This window comes from Salmonella sp. SAL00670, assembly GCF_046552235.1.
GTDB classification, from domain to species: Bacteria; Pseudomonadota; Gammaproteobacteria; order Enterobacterales; family Enterobacteriaceae; genus Salmonella; species Salmonella enterica.
This window is the reverse complement of sequence record NZ_JBGDUO010000005.1, coordinates 51,643-71,603: the sequence shown is the minus strand read 5'-3', so window position 1 is coordinate 71,603 and position 19,961 is coordinate 51,643. Positions and strand designations below refer to the sequence as shown.

12 protein-coding genes, 1 tRNA gene and 2 pseudogenes are annotated in these 19,961 nt (G+C 51.9%); 9 read left to right on the top strand and 6 right to left on the bottom strand.

The window, feature by feature from the left end; genetic code table 11:
• Together trmH and recG are read left to right on the top strand one after the other, a co-directional pair.
• Positions 1 to 690, top strand: coding sequence for a tRNA (guanosine(18)-2'-O)-methyltransferase TrmH (gene trmH / locus ACLJRS_RS16665; RefSeq protein ID WP_001068436.1), 690 nt, complete (start codon positions 1 to 3; stop codon positions 688 to 690).
• 5 nt (positions 691 to 695) lie between these two features.
• Entirely contained in the window at positions 696 to 2,777 is a 2,082-nt protein-coding gene (recG, locus tag ACLJRS_RS16660) for an ATP-dependent DNA helicase RecG (RefSeq protein WP_000016748.1), read from the top strand.
• A 35-nt stretch (positions 2,778 to 2,812) separates the two neighbouring features.
• Here recG and gltS read toward each other — a convergent pair whose 3' ends face one another.
• The gene (gene gltS, locus ACLJRS_RS16655; RefSeq protein ID WP_000462247.1) at positions 2,813 to 4,018 is read right to left on the bottom strand and encodes a sodium/glutamate symporter; all 1,206 of its coding nucleotides are present in this window, start codon (positions 4,016 to 4,018) and stop codon (positions 2,813 to 2,815) included.
• 227 nt (positions 4,019 to 4,245) lie between these two features.
• On the opposite strand from gltS, the gene xanP reads away from it, so the two are divergent.
• Both xanP and ACLJRS_RS16645 read left to right on the top strand, forming a co-directional pair.
• Positions 4,246 to 5,637 carry a xanthine/proton symporter XanP gene (gene xanP / locus ACLJRS_RS16650; protein ID WP_000115428.1) on the top strand — a complete coding sequence of 464 codons (1,392 nt, stop codon included), beginning with the start codon at positions 4,246 to 4,248 and terminating at the stop codon, positions 5,635 to 5,637.
• Between the two features lie 120 nt (positions 5,638 to 5,757).
• Complete coding sequence (locus ACLJRS_RS16645) at positions 5,758 to 7,467, top strand: AsmA family protein (protein WP_000766668.1); 1,710 nt, start codon at positions 5,758 to 5,760, stop codon at positions 7,465 to 7,467.
• A gap of 102 nt (positions 7,468 to 7,569) precedes the next feature.
• Here ACLJRS_RS16645 and yicI read toward each other — a convergent pair whose 3' ends face one another.
• Together yicI and ACLJRS_RS16635 are read right to left on the bottom strand one after the other, a co-directional pair.
• Positions 7,570 to 9,888, bottom strand: coding sequence for an alpha-xylosidase (gene yicI, locus ACLJRS_RS16640; RefSeq protein ID WP_000702994.1), 2,319 nt, complete (start codon positions 9,886 to 9,888; stop codon positions 7,570 to 7,572).
• A gap of 11 nt (positions 9,889 to 9,899) precedes the next feature.
• On the bottom strand, positions 9,900 to 11,282 hold the full coding sequence (locus ACLJRS_RS16635) for a glycoside-pentoside-hexuronide family transporter (RefSeq protein ID WP_000834261.1): 1,383 nt from the start codon (positions 11,280 to 11,282) through the stop codon (positions 9,900 to 9,902).
• A gap of 287 nt (positions 11,283 to 11,569) precedes the next feature.
• Here ACLJRS_RS16635 and ACLJRS_RS16630 point away from each other — a divergent pair.
• Positions 11,570 to 11,664 (top strand) — tRNA-Sec (locus ACLJRS_RS16630).
• Positions 11,665 to 11,699: 35 nt separating this feature from the next.
• Here ACLJRS_RS16630 and ACLJRS_RS16625 read toward each other — a convergent pair.
• Positions 11,700 to 12,039 (bottom strand): annotated as a pseudogene (locus ACLJRS_RS16625) (transposase); the annotation flags it as partial.
• Between the two features lie 380 nt (positions 12,040 to 12,419).
• Here ACLJRS_RS16625 and ACLJRS_RS16620 point away from each other — a divergent pair.
• From ACLJRS_RS16620 to misL, 3 genes and pseudogenes are all read left to right on the top strand, one after another.
• Positions 12,420 to 12,563: pseudogene (locus ACLJRS_RS16620) on the top strand (transposase); the annotation flags it as partial.
• Between the two features lie 722 nt (positions 12,564 to 13,285).
• Positions 13,286 to 13,903, top strand: a complete 618-nt coding sequence (locus ACLJRS_RS16615) for a helix-turn-helix transcriptional regulator (RefSeq protein ID WP_000984807.1) — start codon at positions 13,286 to 13,288, stop codon at positions 13,901 to 13,903.
• Between the two features lie 74 nt (positions 13,904 to 13,977).
• Positions 13,978 to 16,845, top strand: coding sequence for an intestinal colonization autotransporter adhesin MisL (misL, locus tag ACLJRS_RS16610; RefSeq protein ID WP_001143038.1), 2,868 nt, complete (start codon positions 13,978 to 13,980; stop codon positions 16,843 to 16,845).
• Positions 16,846 to 16,939: 94 nt separating this feature from the next.
• Here the strand turns inward: misL and ACLJRS_RS16605 are convergent, their stop codons facing one another.
• Positions 16,940 to 17,404 (bottom strand): hypothetical protein, encoded by a 465-nt coding sequence (locus ACLJRS_RS16605; RefSeq protein WP_001521985.1) that lies wholly within the window; start codon positions 17,402 to 17,404, stop codon positions 16,940 to 16,942.
• 10 nt (positions 17,405 to 17,414) lie between these two features.
• The gene (locus tag ACLJRS_RS16600; protein WP_410957863.1) at positions 17,415 to 18,272 is read right to left on the bottom strand and encodes a winged helix-turn-helix domain-containing protein; all 858 of its coding nucleotides are present in this window, start codon (positions 18,270 to 18,272) and stop codon (positions 17,415 to 17,417) included.
• Between the two features lie 784 nt (positions 18,273 to 19,056).
• Here ACLJRS_RS16600 and ACLJRS_RS16595 point away from each other — a divergent pair.
• Complete coding sequence (locus tag ACLJRS_RS16595; protein WP_000106461.1) at positions 19,057 to 19,737, top strand: isochorismatase family protein; 681 nt, start codon at positions 19,057 to 19,059, stop codon at positions 19,735 to 19,737.
• Positions 19,738 to 19,961 lie beyond the last annotated feature (224 nt).

Below are 19,961 nucleotides of genomic sequence, written 5' to 3'. Positions count from 1 at the left end.
ATGAATCCAAAACGTTATGCGCGTATATGCGAAATGCTCGCCAGGCGTCAGCCTGATCTCACGGTCTGCATGGAGCAAGTCCACAAACCTCATAACGTTTCTGCAATCATTCGTACCGCAGATGCCGTTGGCGTCCATGAAGTCCATGCTATCTGGCCAGGTAGCCGGATGCGCACCATGGCTTCCGCGGCGGCGGGCAGCAACAGTTGGGTACAGGTGAAAACTCACCGTACCATTGGCGATGCGGTAGCCCATTTGAAAGGACGGGGAATGCAGATTCTGGCAACCCATCTTTCTGATAAAGCCGTAGACTTTCGCGAGATTGATTACACGCGCCCGACCTGTATTCTGATGGGTCAGGAGAAAACCGGTATTACGCAGGAAGCATTAGACCTGGCGGATCGGGATATCATCATTCCGATGATCGGTATGGTACAGTCGCTGAACGTTTCCGTCGCCTCCGCGCTCATTCTTTATGAAGCCCAGCGCCAGCGTCAGAACGCGGGCATGTATCTGCGTGAAAATAGCATGTTGCCGGAAGATGAACAGCAGCGCCTGCTGTTTGAGGGTGGTTATCCGGTGCTGGCGAAAGTCGCTAAACGTAAAGGTCTGCCTTATCCTCGCGTCAATCAGCAGGGCGAAATCGACGCCGATGCTGACTGGTGGGCGACGATGCAGGCGGCAGGGTAATCACCATGTCAGGCCGCTTGTTAGACGCTGTTCCGCTCAATTCCCTGACAGGCGTCGGCGCAGCGCAAAGCAGTAAACTGGCGAAAATTGGCCTGCATACCGTGCAGGACCTCCTGCTCCACCTCCCTCTGCGTTACGAAGACCGTACCCATCTCTACCCTATTGGCGAACTGCTGCCTGGCATCTACGCCACCGTTGAAGGTGAAGTGCTGAACTGCAATATCACTTTCGGCGGTCGTCGGATGATGACCTGCCAGATTAGCGACGGTTCCGGCATTCTTACCATGCGCTTTTTCAATTTTAACGCGGCGATGAAAAACAGCCTGGCGACGGGACGACGTGTGCTGGCCTACGGGGAAGCGAAGCGCGGCAAGTATGGCGCAGAGATGATCCATCCGGAATATCGCCTGCAGGGCGATCTCAGCACGCCGGAACTTCAGGAAACGCTCACCCCCGTCTATCCGACCACCGAGGGCGTGAAGCAAGCGACACTGCGCAAGCTTACCGATCAGGCGCTGGAGTTGCTCGACACCTGCGCCATTGCCGAACTACTGCCGCCGGAACTGGCGCAGGGTATGATGAGCCTGCCGGAGGCGCTACGTACCTTGCATCGCCCGCCGCCGACGCTCCAGCTCGCCGATTTAGAAACCGGCAAACACCCGGCGCAGCGGCGGCTTATTCTTGAAGAGCTACTGGCGCATAATCTCAGTATGCTGGCGCTTCGCGCAGGCGCGCAGCGCTATCACGCTCAGCCGCTAAGTACCAACAACATATTGAAAGACAAGCTGCTGGCGTCGTTGCCGTTTAAACCCACCAGCGCGCAGGCGCGGGTGGTGGCAGAGATCGAACGTGATATGGCGCTGGATGTGCCGATGATGCGTCTGGTTCAGGGCGACGTCGGTTCAGGGAAAACGCTGGTTGCGGCGCTTGCCGCCTTGCGCGCTATTGCCCACGGTAAGCAGGTGGCGTTGATGGCGCCGACCGAACTGCTGGCTGAACAGCACGCAAATAATTTCCGCAACTGGTTCGAACCGTTGGGCGTTGAAGTGGGTTGGCTGGCCGGTAAGCAAAAAGGTAAAGCGCGTCAGGCGCAGCAAGAGGCTATTGCCAGCGGTCAGGTGCAGATGATTGTCGGCACCCACGCTATCTTCCAGGAACAGGTGCAGTTTAACGGGCTGGCGCTGGTCATTATCGATGAGCAGCACCGCTTTGGCGTCCACCAGCGGCTGGCATTGTGGGAAAAAGGCCAGCAGCAGGGCTTTCATCCGCATCAGTTGATTATGACCGCAACGCCCATTCCTCGCACCCTGGCGATGACTGCCTACGCCGATCTCGATACCTCGGTGATTGACGAGCTACCGCCGGGCCGTACCCCTGTCACTACCGTTGCTATTCCGGATACCCGTCGCCATGAAATCATTGATCGTGTGCGCAACGCCTGCACAACCGAAGGCCGTCAGGCCTACTGGGTCTGTACGCTGATTGAAGAGTCCGACCTGCTGGAAGCGCAGGCGGCGGAAGCCACCTGGGAGGAGCTCAAGCTGGCGTTACCGGAGTTGAATATCGGCCTGGTACACGGCCGCATGAAGCCCGCCGAAAAACAGGCGGTGATGCAGGCCTTTAAGCAGGGTGAACTGCATCTGCTGGTCGCCACTACGGTGATTGAGGTGGGGGTCGATGTTCCTAACGCCAGCCTGATGATTATTGAAAACCCGGAGCGACTGGGCCTGGCGCAGTTACACCAGCTCAGAGGGCGCGTTGGCCGTGGCGCGGTCGCATCGCACTGCGTGCTGCTCTATAAATCGCCGCTGTCGAAAACGGCGCAGAAGCGTTTACAGGTATTGCGCGACAGCAACGACGGCTTTGTGATTGCACAAAAAGATTTAGAGATTCGCGGCCCGGGGGAATTACTGGGCACGCGCCAGACGGGTAACGCCGAATTTAAAGTAGCTGATTTGCTGCGCGATCAAGCCATGATTCCCGAAGTTCAGCGTATTGCCCGTCATATTCACGAACGTTATCCGCAGCAGGCACAAGCGCTGATTGAGCGCTGGATGCCGGAAACCGAACGTTATTCCAACGCCTAGTGAGCACGGCGGCTTTAATGCCGCCGTACAAACCCTTATTGCGCGAAAATCGGTAACATCAGGTACAGCTTAATCACCAGCGCATTGACGATATCGATAAAGAACGCGCCGACCATTGGCACCACCAGGAACGCCATATGCGAGGGGCCAAAACGGTCGGTAATCGCCTGCATATTAGCAATGGCGGTCGGCGTTGCGCCCAGGCCAAAACCACAGTGACCCGCCGCCAGCACCGCCGCATCGTAGTTTTTCCCCATCATGCGCCAGGTAACGAAGATCGCGTACAGCGCCATGAAGATGGTCTGTACCACCAGAATCGCCAGCATCGGCAGCGCCAGCGACGCCAGTTCCCACAGCTTCAGGCTCATCAGCGCCATTGCCAGGAACAGTGACAGACTCACGTTCCCCAGCACCGAAACAGCACGCTCAAATACGCGATAAAAACCCAACAGCGCCAGGCCATTGCTGAGGATCACCCCAACAAATAGCACACAAACGAAGACCGGCAGTTCAAGCACCGTTCCCGCCAGTAGCTGCGCTACGATTTTGCCCACGGTCAGACAGATAGCAATCAGGGCGATGGTTTCGATTAGCACCAGAGAGGTGATCATACGGCCCACATCCGGCTTTTCAAAGGCTGTCGGCACGGCCTGATCGTCAGGCATTCCATCCGGCGTGGTGGAGTGTTTCACCAGATAACGCGCTACCGGGCCGCCAATCAACCCGCCCAGCACCAGGCCAAAGGTTGCACATGCCATCGCAACTTCGGTGGCATTGGCAAAACCATAACGTTCGACAAACAGTTTACTCCACGCCGCGCCGGTACCGTGTCCGCCGGACAGCGTAATTGACCCGGCAATCAGCCCCATTAACGGGTCCAGCCCCAACAGACTCGCCATGCCGATACCGATGGCATTCTGCATCAGCAGTAATCCGACCACGACGACCAGGAAGACGCCAACAACGCGTCCCCCCTTGCGCAGGCTGGCAAGGTTAGCGTTAAGGCCGATCGTCGCGAAAAACGCCAGCATCAACGGATCGCGCAGGGTCATATCAAAGTTGACTTCCCAACCGACGCTTTTTTTCAGCACAAGCAGAGCAACCGCGACCAGTAACCCCCCTGCCACCGGCTCCGGAATCGTATATTTCTTCAGTAAGGAGACAGACTGGACCAGCTTGCGACCCAGTAGCAGCACCAGCGTGGCGGCGACAAGGGTCGATAAGGTATCGAGTTCAAACATTTAAAGCTCCTGTAGTGCGCTGTGACACGTGCGCACAAATCATTTCCTGAGTCAGTTTTTTAGCTCTTTGCGAGTCTTCGGCATGGATTTTAAGCAGAAAAAGGCAAAAAGTTATATAAAAAGGTGCATTTATCTTTTTTAAATATTAAGAATATTCGCTCGCAATCGTTTGCTTTTACCATCTGGTCAGATAAAATCACCGCTTTTCCACCACGAGAATGTCCCTGATGTCCGTTAACGCCATCGAGCCGGCAGATGCGCAACCGGTTGCGCAGACGCAAAACAGCGAATTAATTTACCGTCTTGAAGATCGCCCGCCGCTCCCTCAAACCCTTTTTGCCGCTTGTCAGCATCTGCTGGCCATGTTTGTCGCGGTAATCACGCCAGCGCTGTTAATCTGCCAGGCGTTGGGTTTACCGGCGCAGGATACGCAGCACATTATCAGCATGTCGCTGTTCGCCTCCGGCGTAGCCTCTATTATTCAAATCAAAGCGTGGGGGCCGGTAGGATCGGGGCTGTTATCCATCCAGGGAACCAGTTTTAACTTTGTCGCCCCGCTGATTATGGGCGGTACCGCGCTGAAAACCGGCGGCGCGGACGTCCCGACGATGATGGCGGCGCTGTTCGGCACGCTGATGCTGGCAAGCTGCACCGAGATGGTGCTTTCTCGCATTCTACATCTGGCGCGCCGGATTATCACGCCGTTAGTCTCCGGCGTAGTGGTGATGATTATTGGCCTGTCGCTGATTCAGGTGGGGCTAACCTCCATCGGCGGCGGCTATGCCGCCATGAGCGACAACACCTTTGGCGCACCGAAAAACCTGCTGCTGGCCGGCGTCGTCCTGGCCATTATTATCCTGCTGAATCGGCAGCGTAATCCCTACCTGCGCGTGGCTTCTTTGGTTATTGCCATGGCGGCAGGCTATCTTTTGGCCTGGTTTATGGGCATGTTGCCTGAGAATAACGCGCCGGTCTCACAGGACATCCTGATGGTGCCGACCCCGCTGTATTATGGTCTGGGCATTGACTGGAACCTGTTACTGCCGTTGATGCTGGTCTTTATGATTACGTCGCTGGAGACCATCGGCGACATCACCGCCACCTCTGATGTCTCCGAGCAGCCGGTATCCGGCCCCTTGTACATGAAACGGCTAAAGGGCGGCGTACTGGCTAACGGCCTGAACTCATTTGTTTCAGCGGTATTTAATACGTTCCCTAATTCCTGTTTCGGTCAGAACAACGGCGTCATTCAGTTGACCGGCGTCGCCAGTCGCTATGTGGGATTTGTCGTCGCGCTGATGCTGATTGTGCTCGGCCTGTTCCCGGCGGTAAGCGGTTTTGTGCAGCATATCCCGGAACCGGTGCTCGGCGGCGCCACGTTAGTGATGTTCGGCACCATTGCCGCCTCCGGGGTGCGTATTGTCTCGCGTGAGCCGCTGAACCGCCGCGCGATTCTGATCATCGCCCTGTCGCTGGCCGTGGGTCTTGGCGTTTCGCAACAGCCGCAGATCCTGCAGTTCGCGCCGGAATGGGTGAAAAATCTGCTCTCATCCGGAATTGCCGCTGGCGGCATCACGGCTATCGTGCTGAACCTGATTCTCCCGCCGGAAAAACCGTAAAAACCCTGCGGCGGCGACACGATTCGCCGCTGCTGTAACGCTCTTTCACCATTCCTGTCTTGAGGATTGCACGCAAATCGTGCATAAATCCCCTATGTACATTTCACGGGATGGAAGACCATGAAATTGATTGGGAGGTTGCTTCTCTACGTGCTGATCGCCTGTTTAGTGGTGATTTTCGGCTTTTATTTTCTGCTGCAAACGCGCTGGGGCGCAGATCATGTCAGCAACTGGGTATCAGAGAACAGCGGCTATCACCTCACATTCGACGTGATGGATCATCGTTTTTCCGCCCCATCCCATCTTTTACTGGAGAATGTGACCTTTGGTCGTGATGGTCAGCCTGCTACCCTGGTCGCGAAAACCGTAGATATCGGTCTGAGCATTCGCCAGTTAACCGCGCCGCTGCATGTCGACACGATTCTGTTACAGGACGGCACGCTGAATATTTCAGTGCAAACCGCCCCTTTCCCGTTTGAGGCCGACCGCCTGCAACTTCGCAATATGGCGCTCAATAGTCCCGGCAGCGAATGGCGGTTGAGCGCCCAGCGCGTTAACGGCGGCGTTATGCCCTGGCGCCCCGAAGCCGGTCGGGTATTGGGCAATAAAGCCCAGATCCAACTGAGCGCCGGTTCGCTGACGTTAAACGACGTTCCCGCCACTAATGTGCTTATTGAAGGCAGTATCGACCATAATCAGGTGATGTTAAACACCGTCGGCGCCGATATGGCGCGCGGAGCGTTAACCGGCGTCGCCCGACGTAACGCTGATGGTAGTTGGGTCGTTGAAAATCTGCGGCTGAATGATATTCGGTTACAAAGCGATAAATCCCTGAGCGAGTTTTTCGCGCCGCTGACTACGGTTCCATCTTTGCAGATTGGTCGTCTTGAAGTGACGGACTCCAGCCTGCAAGGACCAGACTGGGCAGTCACCGATCTTGACCTGAGTTTGCGCAATCTGACTCTGCGCAAAGAAGACTGGCAAAGTCGGGAAGGTAAATTATCGATGAACGCCAGCGAGTTTATTTACGGCTCACTGCACTTGCTCGATCCAATCCTGAACGCCGAATTTTCACCACAGGGCGTTGCGCTACGCCAGTTCACCACCCGCTGGGAAGGCGGTATGGTCAGAACCTCCGGCGCCTGGTTACGCGAGAGCAAAGCGCTGATTCTGGACGATACCGCTATCGCCGGGCTGGAGTATACGCTGCCGGAAAACTGGAAGCAGTTATGGATGAAGCCGTTGCCCGACTGGTTGAACAGCCTGACGCTGAAAAAATTCAGCGCCAGCCGCAATCTGGTGATCGATATCGACCCGGCCTTCCCGTGGCAAATCACCGCTCTGGACGGCTACGGCGCAAACCTGGAGCTGGTACAACATCATCAATGGGGCGTCTGGAGCGGCAATGCGACCCTCAACGCCGCAGCGGCAACCTTTAACCGTGTGGACGTGCGCCGCCCGTCGCTGTCGTTGACGGCTAATGCCAGCACGGTCAACATCAGCGATCTGAGCGCGTTTACTGGAAAAGGGATACTGGAAGCCACTGCCAGCGTATCGCAACTGCCGCAGCGTCAGACGCAAATCAGCCTGAACGGACGCGGCGTACCAATGGATGTGCTACAGCAGTGGGGCTGGCCGGCATTACCGATTGCTGGCGATGGCAATATTCAGCTCACGGCCAGCGGCAATATTCAGGCCGATGCGCCGTTGAAACCGACGGTAAACGGGCAATTACACGCGGTCAACGCACAAAAGCAGCAGATAACACAGACGATGCAAGCGGGCGTGGTGTCCGGCGGGGAAGTTACGTCAACGGAGCCAACGCTGTAATTGAGGGCTTGCCCGGTGGCGATGGCGCTTACCGGGCTTACGGTTCTTGCTCATTTGTAGGCCGGATAAGCGCAGCTCACGGCGCCATCCGGCGATTCAGATTTAAAGCGTAATCACCACTTCATTTCCCTGCGGGGTGACCACTACGCCCAGTTCACTTCCCGCATATGAGCCGCATTTGGTACCGCTAATCTGCGTAATATTACGCAGACACAGCGTCCAGTTGCGCGCCTTGCCTTCGCCGCTCACCGTAATAGTATTGCCTGTGCGTTTCGCCTGCAGCGTAAAGATTGTCGAACCATCCGTAGCAGGGACTTCGCAGACCGCTTCGCAGCCGTCATCCAGATGGAATAACTGGAAGGCCGTACCCTCATGCCAGGCGTAATCGGGCTTCTGGCTATTGTTGCCCAGCGCCAGTAGTGTATTGTCACGCACGTACACTGGCAGACTCAGGAAGTCATGCTGCTGTTTATGCCAGCGGCTGCCCTGCACTTCATCGTTGCGCCACAGGTGCGTCCAGCGGCCTTCTGGCAGGTAGAACTCCACGTCGCCCGCTTCACTAAATACCGGCGCTACCATGACCGCATCTCCCAGCATGTACTGGCGATCAAGATAATCACACGCCGGATCGTCCGGGAACTCCAGCATCATCGCCCGCATCATTGGTGTACCGGCTTCGTTGGCGCGCGCCGCTTCCCGATACAGATACGGCATCATCCGGCACTTCTGTTCGGTGAAGAAGCGCACCACGTCACAGGACTCGTCGTCATAGGCCCACGGAACCCGGTAGGATTTGCTACCGTGCAGGCGGCTGTGGCTGGAGAGCAAGCCGAATGCGCACCAACGCTTGTAGACATGCGCCGGCGCGGTATTCTCGAATCCGCCAATATCATGACTCCAGAAGCCAAACCCTGACAGGCCGATGGACAGCCCGCCGCGCAGGCTTTCCGCCATCGATTCGTAGTTGGCGTAGCAGTCGCCGCCCCAGTGCACCGGGAACTGTTGCGCGCCCACCGAGGCGGAACGGGCGAACAGCACCGCCTCTTCAACGCCGACGGTCTCTTTCAGCACGTTCCACACCAGTTCGTTGTAGATGTAGGCATAATGGTTGTGCATTTTCTGTGGATCTGAACCATCAAACCACTGCACATCCGTTGGAATGCGTTCGCCGAAGTCAGTTTTGAAGCAGTCCACTCCCATCTCCACCAGGCCCTTCAGCTTGTCGGCATACCATTCGCAGGCTTGCGGGTTGGTGAAGTCGTAAATCGCCAGTCCCGGCTGCCATTTATCCCACTGCCACAAGGAGCCGTCCGGGCGTTTTAGCAAATATCCTTTCTCTTTCAGCTCCTGGAAGACCGGGGATTTCTGGCCGATGTAGGGGTTAATCCACACGCAGACTTTCAGCCCTTTCGCTTTCAGGCGGCGAATCATCCCTTTCGGATCGGGGAAAGTCACCGGGTCCCATTCAAAATCGCACCACTGAAAAGCTTTCATCCAGAAACAGTCGAAGTGGAAGACGTGCAGCGGCAGATTGCGCTCGGCCATACCGTCGATAAAACTGTTAACGGTCGCTTCGTCGTAGTTGGTGGTGAATGAGGTGGTCAGCCACAGGCCAAACGACCAGGCGGGCGGCAGCGCCGGACGACCCGTAAATTGGGTATAGCGGTTCAGCACGTCTTTCGGGGTCGGGCCGTCGATGACGAAGTATTCCAGATACTCGCTCTCAACGCTGAACTGGACTTTGGAGACTTTCTCGGAGCCAATTTCAAACGACACGCACTGCGGATGATTCACCAGCACACCGTAGCCACGGTTGGTGATATAGAACGGGATATTCTTGTACGATTGCTCGGTGCTGGTGCCGCCGTCGCGGTTCCAGGTCTCCACCGTCTGACCGTTACGCACCAGCGCGGTAAAGCGCTCGCCAAGCCCGTAGACGGTTTCGCCCACGCCGAGATCCAGACGCTCGAACATGTAGTTGCGCCCGCTATTGGTGTCCTGCACATAGCCGTTATTTTTCAACTGACTACCGGTGATACGTACACCGTTACGCAGAAAATCCAGAGACCAGAGCTCGCCTTTGGTGACGCGCACGCTCAGGCTGCCGCTCTTGAGTTCGGCAAATTCAGCGTTGTTCTGCATCTCTACGTTGATATCTTGCAAGACATTGAGCGGATAATGTGGGCCGTTATCCAAAGCGCCCTGGAAGTGTTCCATCCGTACACCTATCACTCCTTCCTGCGGCGAGAAAAAGCGCAGGGTAAACAACGGGGTATCCAGTTGCCAGGTTCGTTCGCGGACATCGCGCGGCGCGGCATAGATCACCATCTCATTCCCGTGCTGTTCAACGTCGAACACCTGAACCGGGTGAATCAAATTAAGGCCAGGCTGGATCAGCCAGTTTCCGTCGCTAATTTTCATAGTCTGTTCCTTTAGTTTTGCAATTCTTTATGGGTAAATTCTTGTTCGTTGCGGTGTGCGCCCTGCGCCAGTTGCTCCAGAATGGTTTTCAGGAACGGGCTTTTCAGGGTGTAGTAGCGTTTAGCGATCGCGGCGCTCAGCAGATAACAGATGGCCGGGACGATAGTGAACAGAGCGATGATGATGCTGATCGTGGCGCTGTTTTGCGTTTTCGCCGCCGCGTTGTAACCGCCGCCTGCCAGCATCCAGCCAATCAGCGCCCCGCCGAGGGCAAGACCCAGTTTCAGTACGAACAACGTGCCGGCAAAACTGATCCCCGTCAGGCGTTTGCCGTTACACCATTCGCCGTAGTCGACGGTGTCAGACATCATCACCCACTGGATAGGCGTGACTAACTGGTGCAATACGCCAATCACAAAGATAAAGACGAACATAGCGATCGTGGCGTGCATCGGTACGAAGAACATCGCCACGCTGATTACTGCGAGTAAGGCGTTGGTCCACCAGAAAACGCTCACTTTGCATTTCCAGTCGGTCAACGGTTTTGCCAGCGCCGAGCCAATCAGGTTGCCGACGCAATAGGTGGTGAGGAAGGCGACAAACACGCCCGGTTTGCCCAATATCCAGGTGACGTAATACATCATCGCCCCGCCGCGCACGCATACCGCCAGAATATTCAGGATGGTGAGCAGGCCGACTATGCGCCACTGGTCGTTGTGCCAGATATCACGCAGGTCTTCACGCATGGAGGTATGGGTGGCAGGCGCTTCAACGCGCTCTTTGGTGGTAAAGAAGCAGAACGCCAGCATCAGGAACGCCACCACCGAGAGCGCTGCGATACCCCCCTGGAAGCCCAGCGCCTTATTCTCGCCGCCAATCAGTTTCACCAGAGGCATCATCAGTACGGTAGAAAGCATTCCGCCCGCCGTTGCCAGCACAAAGCGCCAGGATTGCAGGGAGATACGCTGCGTTGGGTCATTGGTTATTACACCCCCCAACGCGCAGTAAGGGATGTTGACCACAGTGTACAGAAGGGTGAGCAACGTGTAGGTGATGGCGGCATAAATCATTTTGCCGTTCAGACTGAGATCCGGCGTGCTATAAGCCAGCACACAAACGATACCAAACGGCAACGCGCCAAACAGCACCCAGGGTCGGAATTTGCCCCAGCGAGAGCGGGTACGGTCGGCCAGCAGGCCCATGCAAGGGTCGGAGATGGCATCAAGCGCACGCGCCAGTAAAAACATGGTGCCAACAAAACCAGCGGGAATGCCGAAAATATCGGTATAGAAGAACATCATATATAACATGACGTTATCAAAGATGATGTGGCTCGCGGCATCGCCCATACCATAGCCAATCTTCTCCTTAACGGAGAGAATTTCACTTTTCATTACGCATCCTTAACGCTCACAACGCTCACTGATACCGGTTACAGTTTTTGTAAACCTTCCCTGCGAGCGTGAATATTCCGTTATTTGGTTATCAAATTACGATTCTTGTTTTCTGTGATCAGGGTAGCGCCAAAAAGTGTGATGAAATGTAACTAATGGATTTTATGGGGGTTTATATGAAACCGATCATGGCAGAAGGAAAGGGAAGTTAAAAAAGCACGGGAGGGGATGTGGAAACGCCAGGAAGTAGCTATAATGCGCGCGCCTCCATGTAGCAATCGAGGCGCGGAAGATCGTCGTCTCCGGTGAGGCGGCTGGACTTCAAATCCAGTTGGGGTCGCCAGCGGTCCCGGGCAGGTTCGACTCCTGTGATCTTCCGCCAATTAGCCTCTTCTGACCTCAATAAAATGAATCGCCACGCGCCCGTGGACTTCGGTATCCGACCTGAGCCTTTATCTCCACACGTTGCATCAACCACCAGACTTTGTTTACACCGCATTGTTCCCGATATCCAGCAGATCGAGACAGATCGTGCGATAACCATAAACACAGCCCGATTCCAGCCAGAACTGCCTGTATGCCCCGTCAGATTCAGGTCAACATGATGCCGTCGTGAATGTGGCGGCTTTATCCAGGCGTAAAGACTATGGATAGTAATATCAAGACGTGTTGCGACGCTGGAAACAGAATGGCCGCGCTCAATAACCTGTTTTACCACTTTAATTTTAAACGCTTCGGGATAACATTTACCGCTCATGGGCTCCTCTCTTTAAGTCATCTTAAATGACTCAGCGGTGTCTGTTAAACCTGTGGCGATTCCCTCCTCCGTTTTATCCAGACGAAATTATCCTGATAATGCGCTGTAGCGGCTGAATGACTTAATATCACATCAACCTAAACACTGAATAGTTTCTCAATTACCTGATTTTTCATTGTTATCTATTAGATACTGCAAGCATTTTATCTTTATACCCTTTCTCTCCCATACGTCCTGTTTATTCATAACCCCTCCCATTATTATATTTCAGCAGTAAAATATCCGTATACATTCTTATACCATGTGCTCATATTACTCCACATAATCGTGCTATTCACATTTAGAGATCACGTCATCGATCTGCTAACGAAGGAATCTCTATGCGTAAAGTCCGTCTTACTGAGCATCAGAACATCGCCGTAATTAAGTTGGTCGAAGCTGGGCGAGCGGTTAAAAATATCTGCCAGGAGGCGGATATTTCTGAAGTGACTGACTATATCTATGGACATTGGGTTTCACCACATCCTGTTTCTCACTAATGTGCTCCGGGAAAGAGTTTTCATCAGATGAGCAATTGAAAAGAGAAGCCAGAAGCTGAAGTTGTTTCGACCGATAAGTCTGTCGGTTGCTCAGACTGTCACGATCAGAATTAAGTCAGATCAACTTATTGGCAAGGTATAACTCCCGGCATTAAGTTACAAAATGTTCTCATGGCATTAGCATTACCCCCCTTAAAGTTTACATGCGTCTCTATAAAATAGTCTTAAATTTGTATATAAGAAGTTGATGAGAGCACAAATGTCACCATTAAGTCATTGAATAACAATGCAATAAAAGAAAAAATCTTAAATTAGGTTTTAATAATAAGAATTCATTACAGGTTTACAGGAATTACTTTTATATTTCATCACATCACCCCGATAGTGACGAAGACAGCAGACAGATGGTATTGAGAACCATTATTTATCACTCTCATGATTTAGCAAATAGTGCTGTTTTAAGACTTTTTATGATATTGGAGATACTGTATAAAAATCCCAATGGGTGAAATACAAATCCGAAATGATGTATTACGACTGTCGGATCTGTCATGGTTCCTTAAAGCTGTATTTTAGGTCTTTCCAGGAGTTTATGACACTGACAATATTTCGCGACTTTTGACAGCCGTAGCACAGTATATTATCTGGATTGACACATTTATTTACCAATGAAATATTAATAGAAACATCGACGGGAGTCGTTCAGGATGATGAGAAAGCCTTCACAAATTGTCCATTGCATTAGTTGCGATTTATCCTGTCAATTATTCCCTGACAGCGCAGTACGGGTGCAATACTGTCATAATGCGGCATTTTCCATCTGGCCAGATGGTAATGCTTTCCTGAAAAAAGGGTTTATTGAAAAGTTATTGCTTGATAGACACAACCATTTATCCAGCGGTTTTATCTTTGTTGATTTTTCTTTCCCGAATCTTCGACGATTTACCGATCTGCAATGGGCTGACAGTCTGGCAGACAGTGGCATGCATATTGTCCTGATTTCTGACAGAAGTTTAACTCCGCTGGCCAATTACTGGATTTTGAAAAGCAATAAAATACAAGGAATTATTTATTCCGATGACGATGATATTGTGCAACAGCAAAAGATGCACCGCTTGTTTACCGGTCGGCTCGCCAACAGTAAACGTGGACGAACGCTTAACTATACGGAATTTATATTACTGAAGCGCTTTGTATCAGGAATAAGTATTCAGCAGATTGTAAATATTGACAATATTGATATTAAGAAACTTTATGTGCATAAGCTGCGGCTTGAAAATAAGCTAGGGCATAGCATTCAGAAAATAATATCAAATATTTTATAGATCCGTTTCCATTTTTATTATTTCCATATTATTGCGATGTGGAAGACGCTTTACGCCATAATGCAGGAGGCAGAATGCCAACTCCCCAAAATTACTCATTCATCGCCATAGCGGTATCAGCAGCGTTAGCCTCTATGGTATTTCCCTCCCAGGCGGCCTGGGTTGACGTTGATAGTCTGCCATCCAGTGGGCTGGTCAGCCAGTTGCCGCCGGAATTACAGGCTATTATTCCCGCTCAGGCCAGTACCGGTTTCACCAAAGTCGGTACTATGCCCAACTACGTTTATCAGTGGAACACCGGCACCATCCCGGTTTATGGCAATGGCCTCACGCTTAATGGGCCGGGCGCGGAGGCGTTTGAACACACTGTCACGGTTATTCAGAACAGCGGGACGGGAAGTCCGGGCGTGATTTTTGGCAACGACCTGACCATTCGGACGCAGTCGGCGAATGCCGCGAATAATGGTAGAGACGTCGATGGCATCCGTACTCACGGCGCAAATACTCCGGATAACCCGGTATTTATTATTACCGGTGACCGTACCAACATCTACGTGGATGGTCAGGATGGTGACGGTATTAACGCCGGATATAACTCACTGGGCCAGGGTTGGACCGGATCGGCCAATATTTACGTCGGCGACGATCTGTATATCAAAACGACCGGTAGCCAGGGACGTGGCATTACAGCTAACGCCATGCGGGATGCGTCACGTGCCAAAAATACGATTGTCGTCGGCAATCGTGCACATATTGTTACTACCGGCGACAGTTCGGAGGGGCTGCGTACCGGACAAAGCGGTTCGTTGATTCGTCTGGGTGACGATGCAACCATCGAAACCTCCGGCGCATCCTCAACGGGGATTTACGCAGCATCCTCCTCCAGAACCGAGCTTGGCAACAACGCTACTATTACGGTGAACGGTGCCAGCGCACACGCGGTATATGCAACTAACGCTACCGTTAATTTGGGAGAGAATGCCACTATTAGCGTTAACAGCGCCAGTAAGGCTGCATCCTATAGTAAAGCTCCTGCCGGTTTATACGCCCTCTCCCGAGGCGCCATTAATCTGGCAGGCGGTGCGGCTATTACTATGGCGGGCGATAACAGTAGCGAAAGTTACGCCATCAGCACGGAGACTGGCGGCATTGTTGACGGTTCTTCAGGAGGTCGTTTCGTCATCGACGGTGATATTCGTGCTGCTGGCGCCACCGCTGCCAGCGGTACGCTACCGCAGCAGAACAGTACAATTAAGCTCAATATGACGGACAACTCGCGATGGGACGGGGCGTCGTACATCACCAGCGCTACGGCGGGCACAGGCGTTATCTCTGTACAAATGAGCGATGCGACCTGGAATATGACCAGCAGCTCAACGCTCACTGACCTGACGCTGGATAGTGGCGCAACCATTAACTTCAGCCATGAAGATGGCGAACCATGGCAAACGCTCACCATCAATGAAGATTATGTAGGCAACGGCGGTAAGCTGGTCTTTAATACTGTGCTCAACGATGATGATTCCGAAACGGACAGGCTGCAGGTTCTCGGCAATACTTCAGGCAACACATTTGTTGCAGTAAATAATATTGGAGGAGCCGGGGCGCAAACCATTGAAGGTATTGAAATTGTTAACGTTGCTGGCAATTCCAACGGTACTTTCGAAAAAGCAAGCCGTATTGTTGCCGGAGCCTATGACTACAACGTGGTGCAGAAAGGTAAAAACTGGTATCTGACCAGCTACATTGAGCCGGACGAACCGATTATTCCTGATCCAGTAGACCCAGTTATCCCTGACCCTGTCATTCCCGATCCGGTAGACCCTGATCCTGTAGACCCGGTTATCCCTGACCCTGTTATTCCCGATCCGGTGGACCCTGATCCTGTAGACCCTGAGCCAGTAGACCCGGTCATCCCTGATCCGACAATTCCTGACATAGGGCAATCTGACACACCGCCGATAACAGAACATCAGTTCCGTCCGGAAGTGGGCAGCTATCTTGCCAACAACTATGCGGCAAATACGCTGTTCATGACGCGTCTCCATGACCGTCTGGGTGAAACCCAGTACACCGACATGCTGACGGGTGAGAAGAAGGTCACCAGCCTGTGGATGCGTAACGTCGGCGCCCATACTCGCTTCAACGATGGCAGCGGGCAGCTAAAAACCCGCATCAACAGCTATGTGTTACAACTGGGAGGCGATCTGGCACAGTGGAGCACTGACGGTCTTGACCGTTGGCATATTGGTGCAATGGCAGGTTATGCCAACAGCCAGAACCGCACGCAGTCGTCCGTGAGTGACTATCATTCCCGTGGTCAAGTCACCGGTTACAGCGTCGGCCTTTACGGCACCTGGTATGCTAACAATATCGATCGGTCTGGGGCTTATGTGGATACCTGGATGCTGTACAACTGGTTTGATAACAAGGTTATGGGTCAGGATCAGGCCGCTGAGAAATATAAATCCAAAGGAATTACCGCCTCGGTTGAAGCCGGTTACAGCTTCAGGTTAGGTGAAAGCGCGCATCAAAGCTACTGGTTGCAGCCCAAAGCGCAGGTGGTATGGATGGGCGTGCAGGCTGACGACAATCGCGAAGCCAATGGTACCCTCGTCAAGGATGATACCGCCGGTAATCTGCTAACCCGCATGGGCGTAAAAGCCTATATTAACGGCCACAATGCTATTGATAACGATAAATCTCGAGAGTTCCAGCCATTCGTGGAAGCGAACTGGATCCATAATACGCAGCCTGCCAGCGTGAAGATGGACGATGTCAGCAGCGATATGCGTGGTACGAAGAATATTGGAGAACTGAAAGTGGGTATTGAAGGACAAGTTACCCCGCGCCTGAACGTATGGGGTAACGTGGCGCAACAGGTGGGTGACACAGGTTATAGTGATACCCAAGGAATGCTGGGGATGAAATACAGTTTCTGATTCAGGTAACAACAGAGCCGCTGATCTTCAGCGGCTTTTACCCGGAAACGCTTTCATTTGGCTGATAGGTTTCATGAACGGCTCCCAAAAAAGCTTAATGCGTACAGAAAAATATCGGGCGTTTCCCGATGGTGAACATAAAGCCACGATGGCCCTGAGTCAGGATGGTGTAACTGATACTTTTCCCTGGATAGACATAAAAATCGGGTAAAACCGTCTCGATAACCGCATCGGACAGTGTTTCGTCACGCGTGACTTTGTTGATATCCGTCGATATAAAATGGGTGCTGTCTTTATTTTCACTCCATACATAGGAAACATCACGGCGGATCACGCCGCTCATTTTATTATCGACGTAATATGTTCCGCTGATGGAAACCACACCAGTGCGTTTTTTCAGCGAATACATAAAGTCCAGCGTCAGGTTAGCCTGAGTATTGTTATAAAACACAATCACAGGCGCCGTACATTTCTCTGGATCCCGGTTCTTTTCCGTATACAAATGAAAAAGATGCCCAAGCCCTACTCCCAGAAACAGTAGAGTCAGGCAGGCTAACATCAGTGCCTTTTTACCCATGTGTCACCCCGCGGAAAAAAAGCGTCACGCAACCTGTATCACCGTGCGTTTTATAAGGTTGCTGACAAATCAATGCCGTAACCGCTGGGGTGCGACTGCTGGAAGGGAAATAGACCCATGGGTATTTCTGACAATCCATACCGGTTTTTAGAATCATTGACTTATAGCTTGCAAAGCGGCTGCCGCTTTCGATATCTTCATTCCGCGAGAAAAAATGACAGCCCTGAGTTGTTTCAACCAGCGTGTAGCGATCGTAAAAATCCTTATCGGGAACGGTTTGCCAGCTGATAGTGCCAAGCAAAATACCGACAGCAAATGTCCCGGTCATCCAAAGTACAGGTACATAATGTTTAAACCAACGCCCTGACATACGCGGTGGCGTCTCACCCTTTTTTTCTATTGCCTGAGCGAAGTCTTTGCGGATGGTCATGATGCTCACACCAGGCTCAATCTGAAAGCCTCTACGCGGAACCGTGATTATCAGCGTATCTTCATTTTCGCCAACGGTACGTAATCCGCGGCGAATAATGGAGATATTCTGATAAAGCGTATTTGCCGACACCACCATGCCGTCTTCTTCCCACACTTTTTGAAAGAATGTTTGTTGTGAGACGACGGAGGGGGCGTTTTCCAGCAGAAGGCGCAAGCAGCGGCTGGCGGGCGTTGTCAGAATAATGTTGAGATCTGGCCTCGATAATGACGCCAGGCGATTCATTTCTGGATTAAATTCAATATTATCGTTAATTATCCATAACATCGCATTGTTACCATGCCAAAACATAACGTAGTTGGAGAGGGTTAATAGACACCACTGAGTATAGTCTGATGCTGTGGCTGCGTAGCAGGACATGGATTGTCCCCTGCACATACCGATCATATAGAAGAGCGAGAGGCATAAGACATTAACAGGTAAGCGTAGACACCGCTTTTCTCATTATAGCAGACTCAGGGGTGAAAGTACGTTTGGTTTTCTTGTTCGTTAAGTCTCCTGTTTTGTATTGAGGTGAGAATATCACCTTTAATCAAGTGGCCAAATTTACTGTGCCACTACGCTTTAATATCTCATAGATAAATCATGAGAAAATATATCCTGACAATCTATATCATATGAAAGACAGGGTTTTATTGAACGTGTTCTCTATAATGGCTTGTAATATCCAAAAAAGCAGCACTCGTTATGTAGGGATAGTTTTCAATTTATTAAGATTTACAGTAGCCATACTTAATATCAGTGCGCTTCCCACTTAATATTTAAGCTGTGCTTTATATTATTTAAACATAAATAAGTTAACTCTTAATTGAACTATTTCAAACTTATACTAAATAAGTTTAAAACTATCTATCAGAAACAATTTGTAGGGATATAGCCTGTTTTTTCAATCAATAATCCTCTCCGACATGTAAAATAGAAACATTTATTCATAATATGAATATTGTTGTGATAACAGATTCGCGTGAAAGTAAATCGACTGAAGGTGATGCCGATGAATATTCCTTCAGAAAGAACTCACCAGGGTAATCCAGGATCGGCAACGGATTACTGTCATCAGCTTAAAAACGGAAATCGCCCCGGCGATTAATGACTTTAACACTGATAGTGACTATCAGTGAAAGGCAACAACAAGGAATGAATTATGTCTACACCCGCGAATTTTAACGGTCAACGCCCTGCCATTGATGCTAACGACGCAGTAATGCTGCTGATTGACCACCAAAGTGGCCTGTTTCAGACCGTCGGCGACATGCCGATGCCGGAATTACGCGCGCGCGCCGCGGCGCTGGCTAAGATCGCTACCTTATGCAATATGCCGGTCATTACTACCGCATCCGTACCACAGGGACCGAATGGTCCGCTGATTCCGGAAATCCATGCGAATGCACCCCACGCGCAATATGTCGCGCGTAAAGGGGAAATTAATGCCTGGGATAATGCCGATTTTGTACAAGCGGTAAAAGCGACAGGCCGTAAAACGCTGATCATCGCTGGCACTATTACCAGTGTCTGTATGGCTTTTCCAGCCATCAGCGCCGTTGCGGAAGGGTACAAGGTATTTGCGGTAATTGATGCCTCCGGTACGTACAGTAAAATGGCGCAGGAAATTACGATGGCCCGCGTGGTGCAGGCGGGCGTAGTACCAATGGATACCGCGGCGGTAGCCTCTGAGCTGCAACGTACCTGGAATAGGGAAGATGCCGCAGAATGGGCGGATGTATATACCAAAATATTCCCGGCCTATCAGCTACTGATTGAAAGTTATACCAAAGCGCAGGAAGTAGTAAAAAATAATGAACTGCTGGATTCTCAACGCGCATAAATAACGCCCTGAAGCGGCTAAATAGCCCCATTTAATGGGGCTATTTTACTTGCCATTTTGGTCCTGGGCAGTGCTCGCCAAAACGCATTAGCGTTTTGAACGCCGCTTGCGGCGGCCCGAAGGGCGAGCGTAGCGAGTCAAACCTCACGTACTACGTGTACGCTCCAGTTTTTGCGCGCTGTCCGTGTCCAAACTGGCTGCGCCAATAACGCCTGGTGGGATAG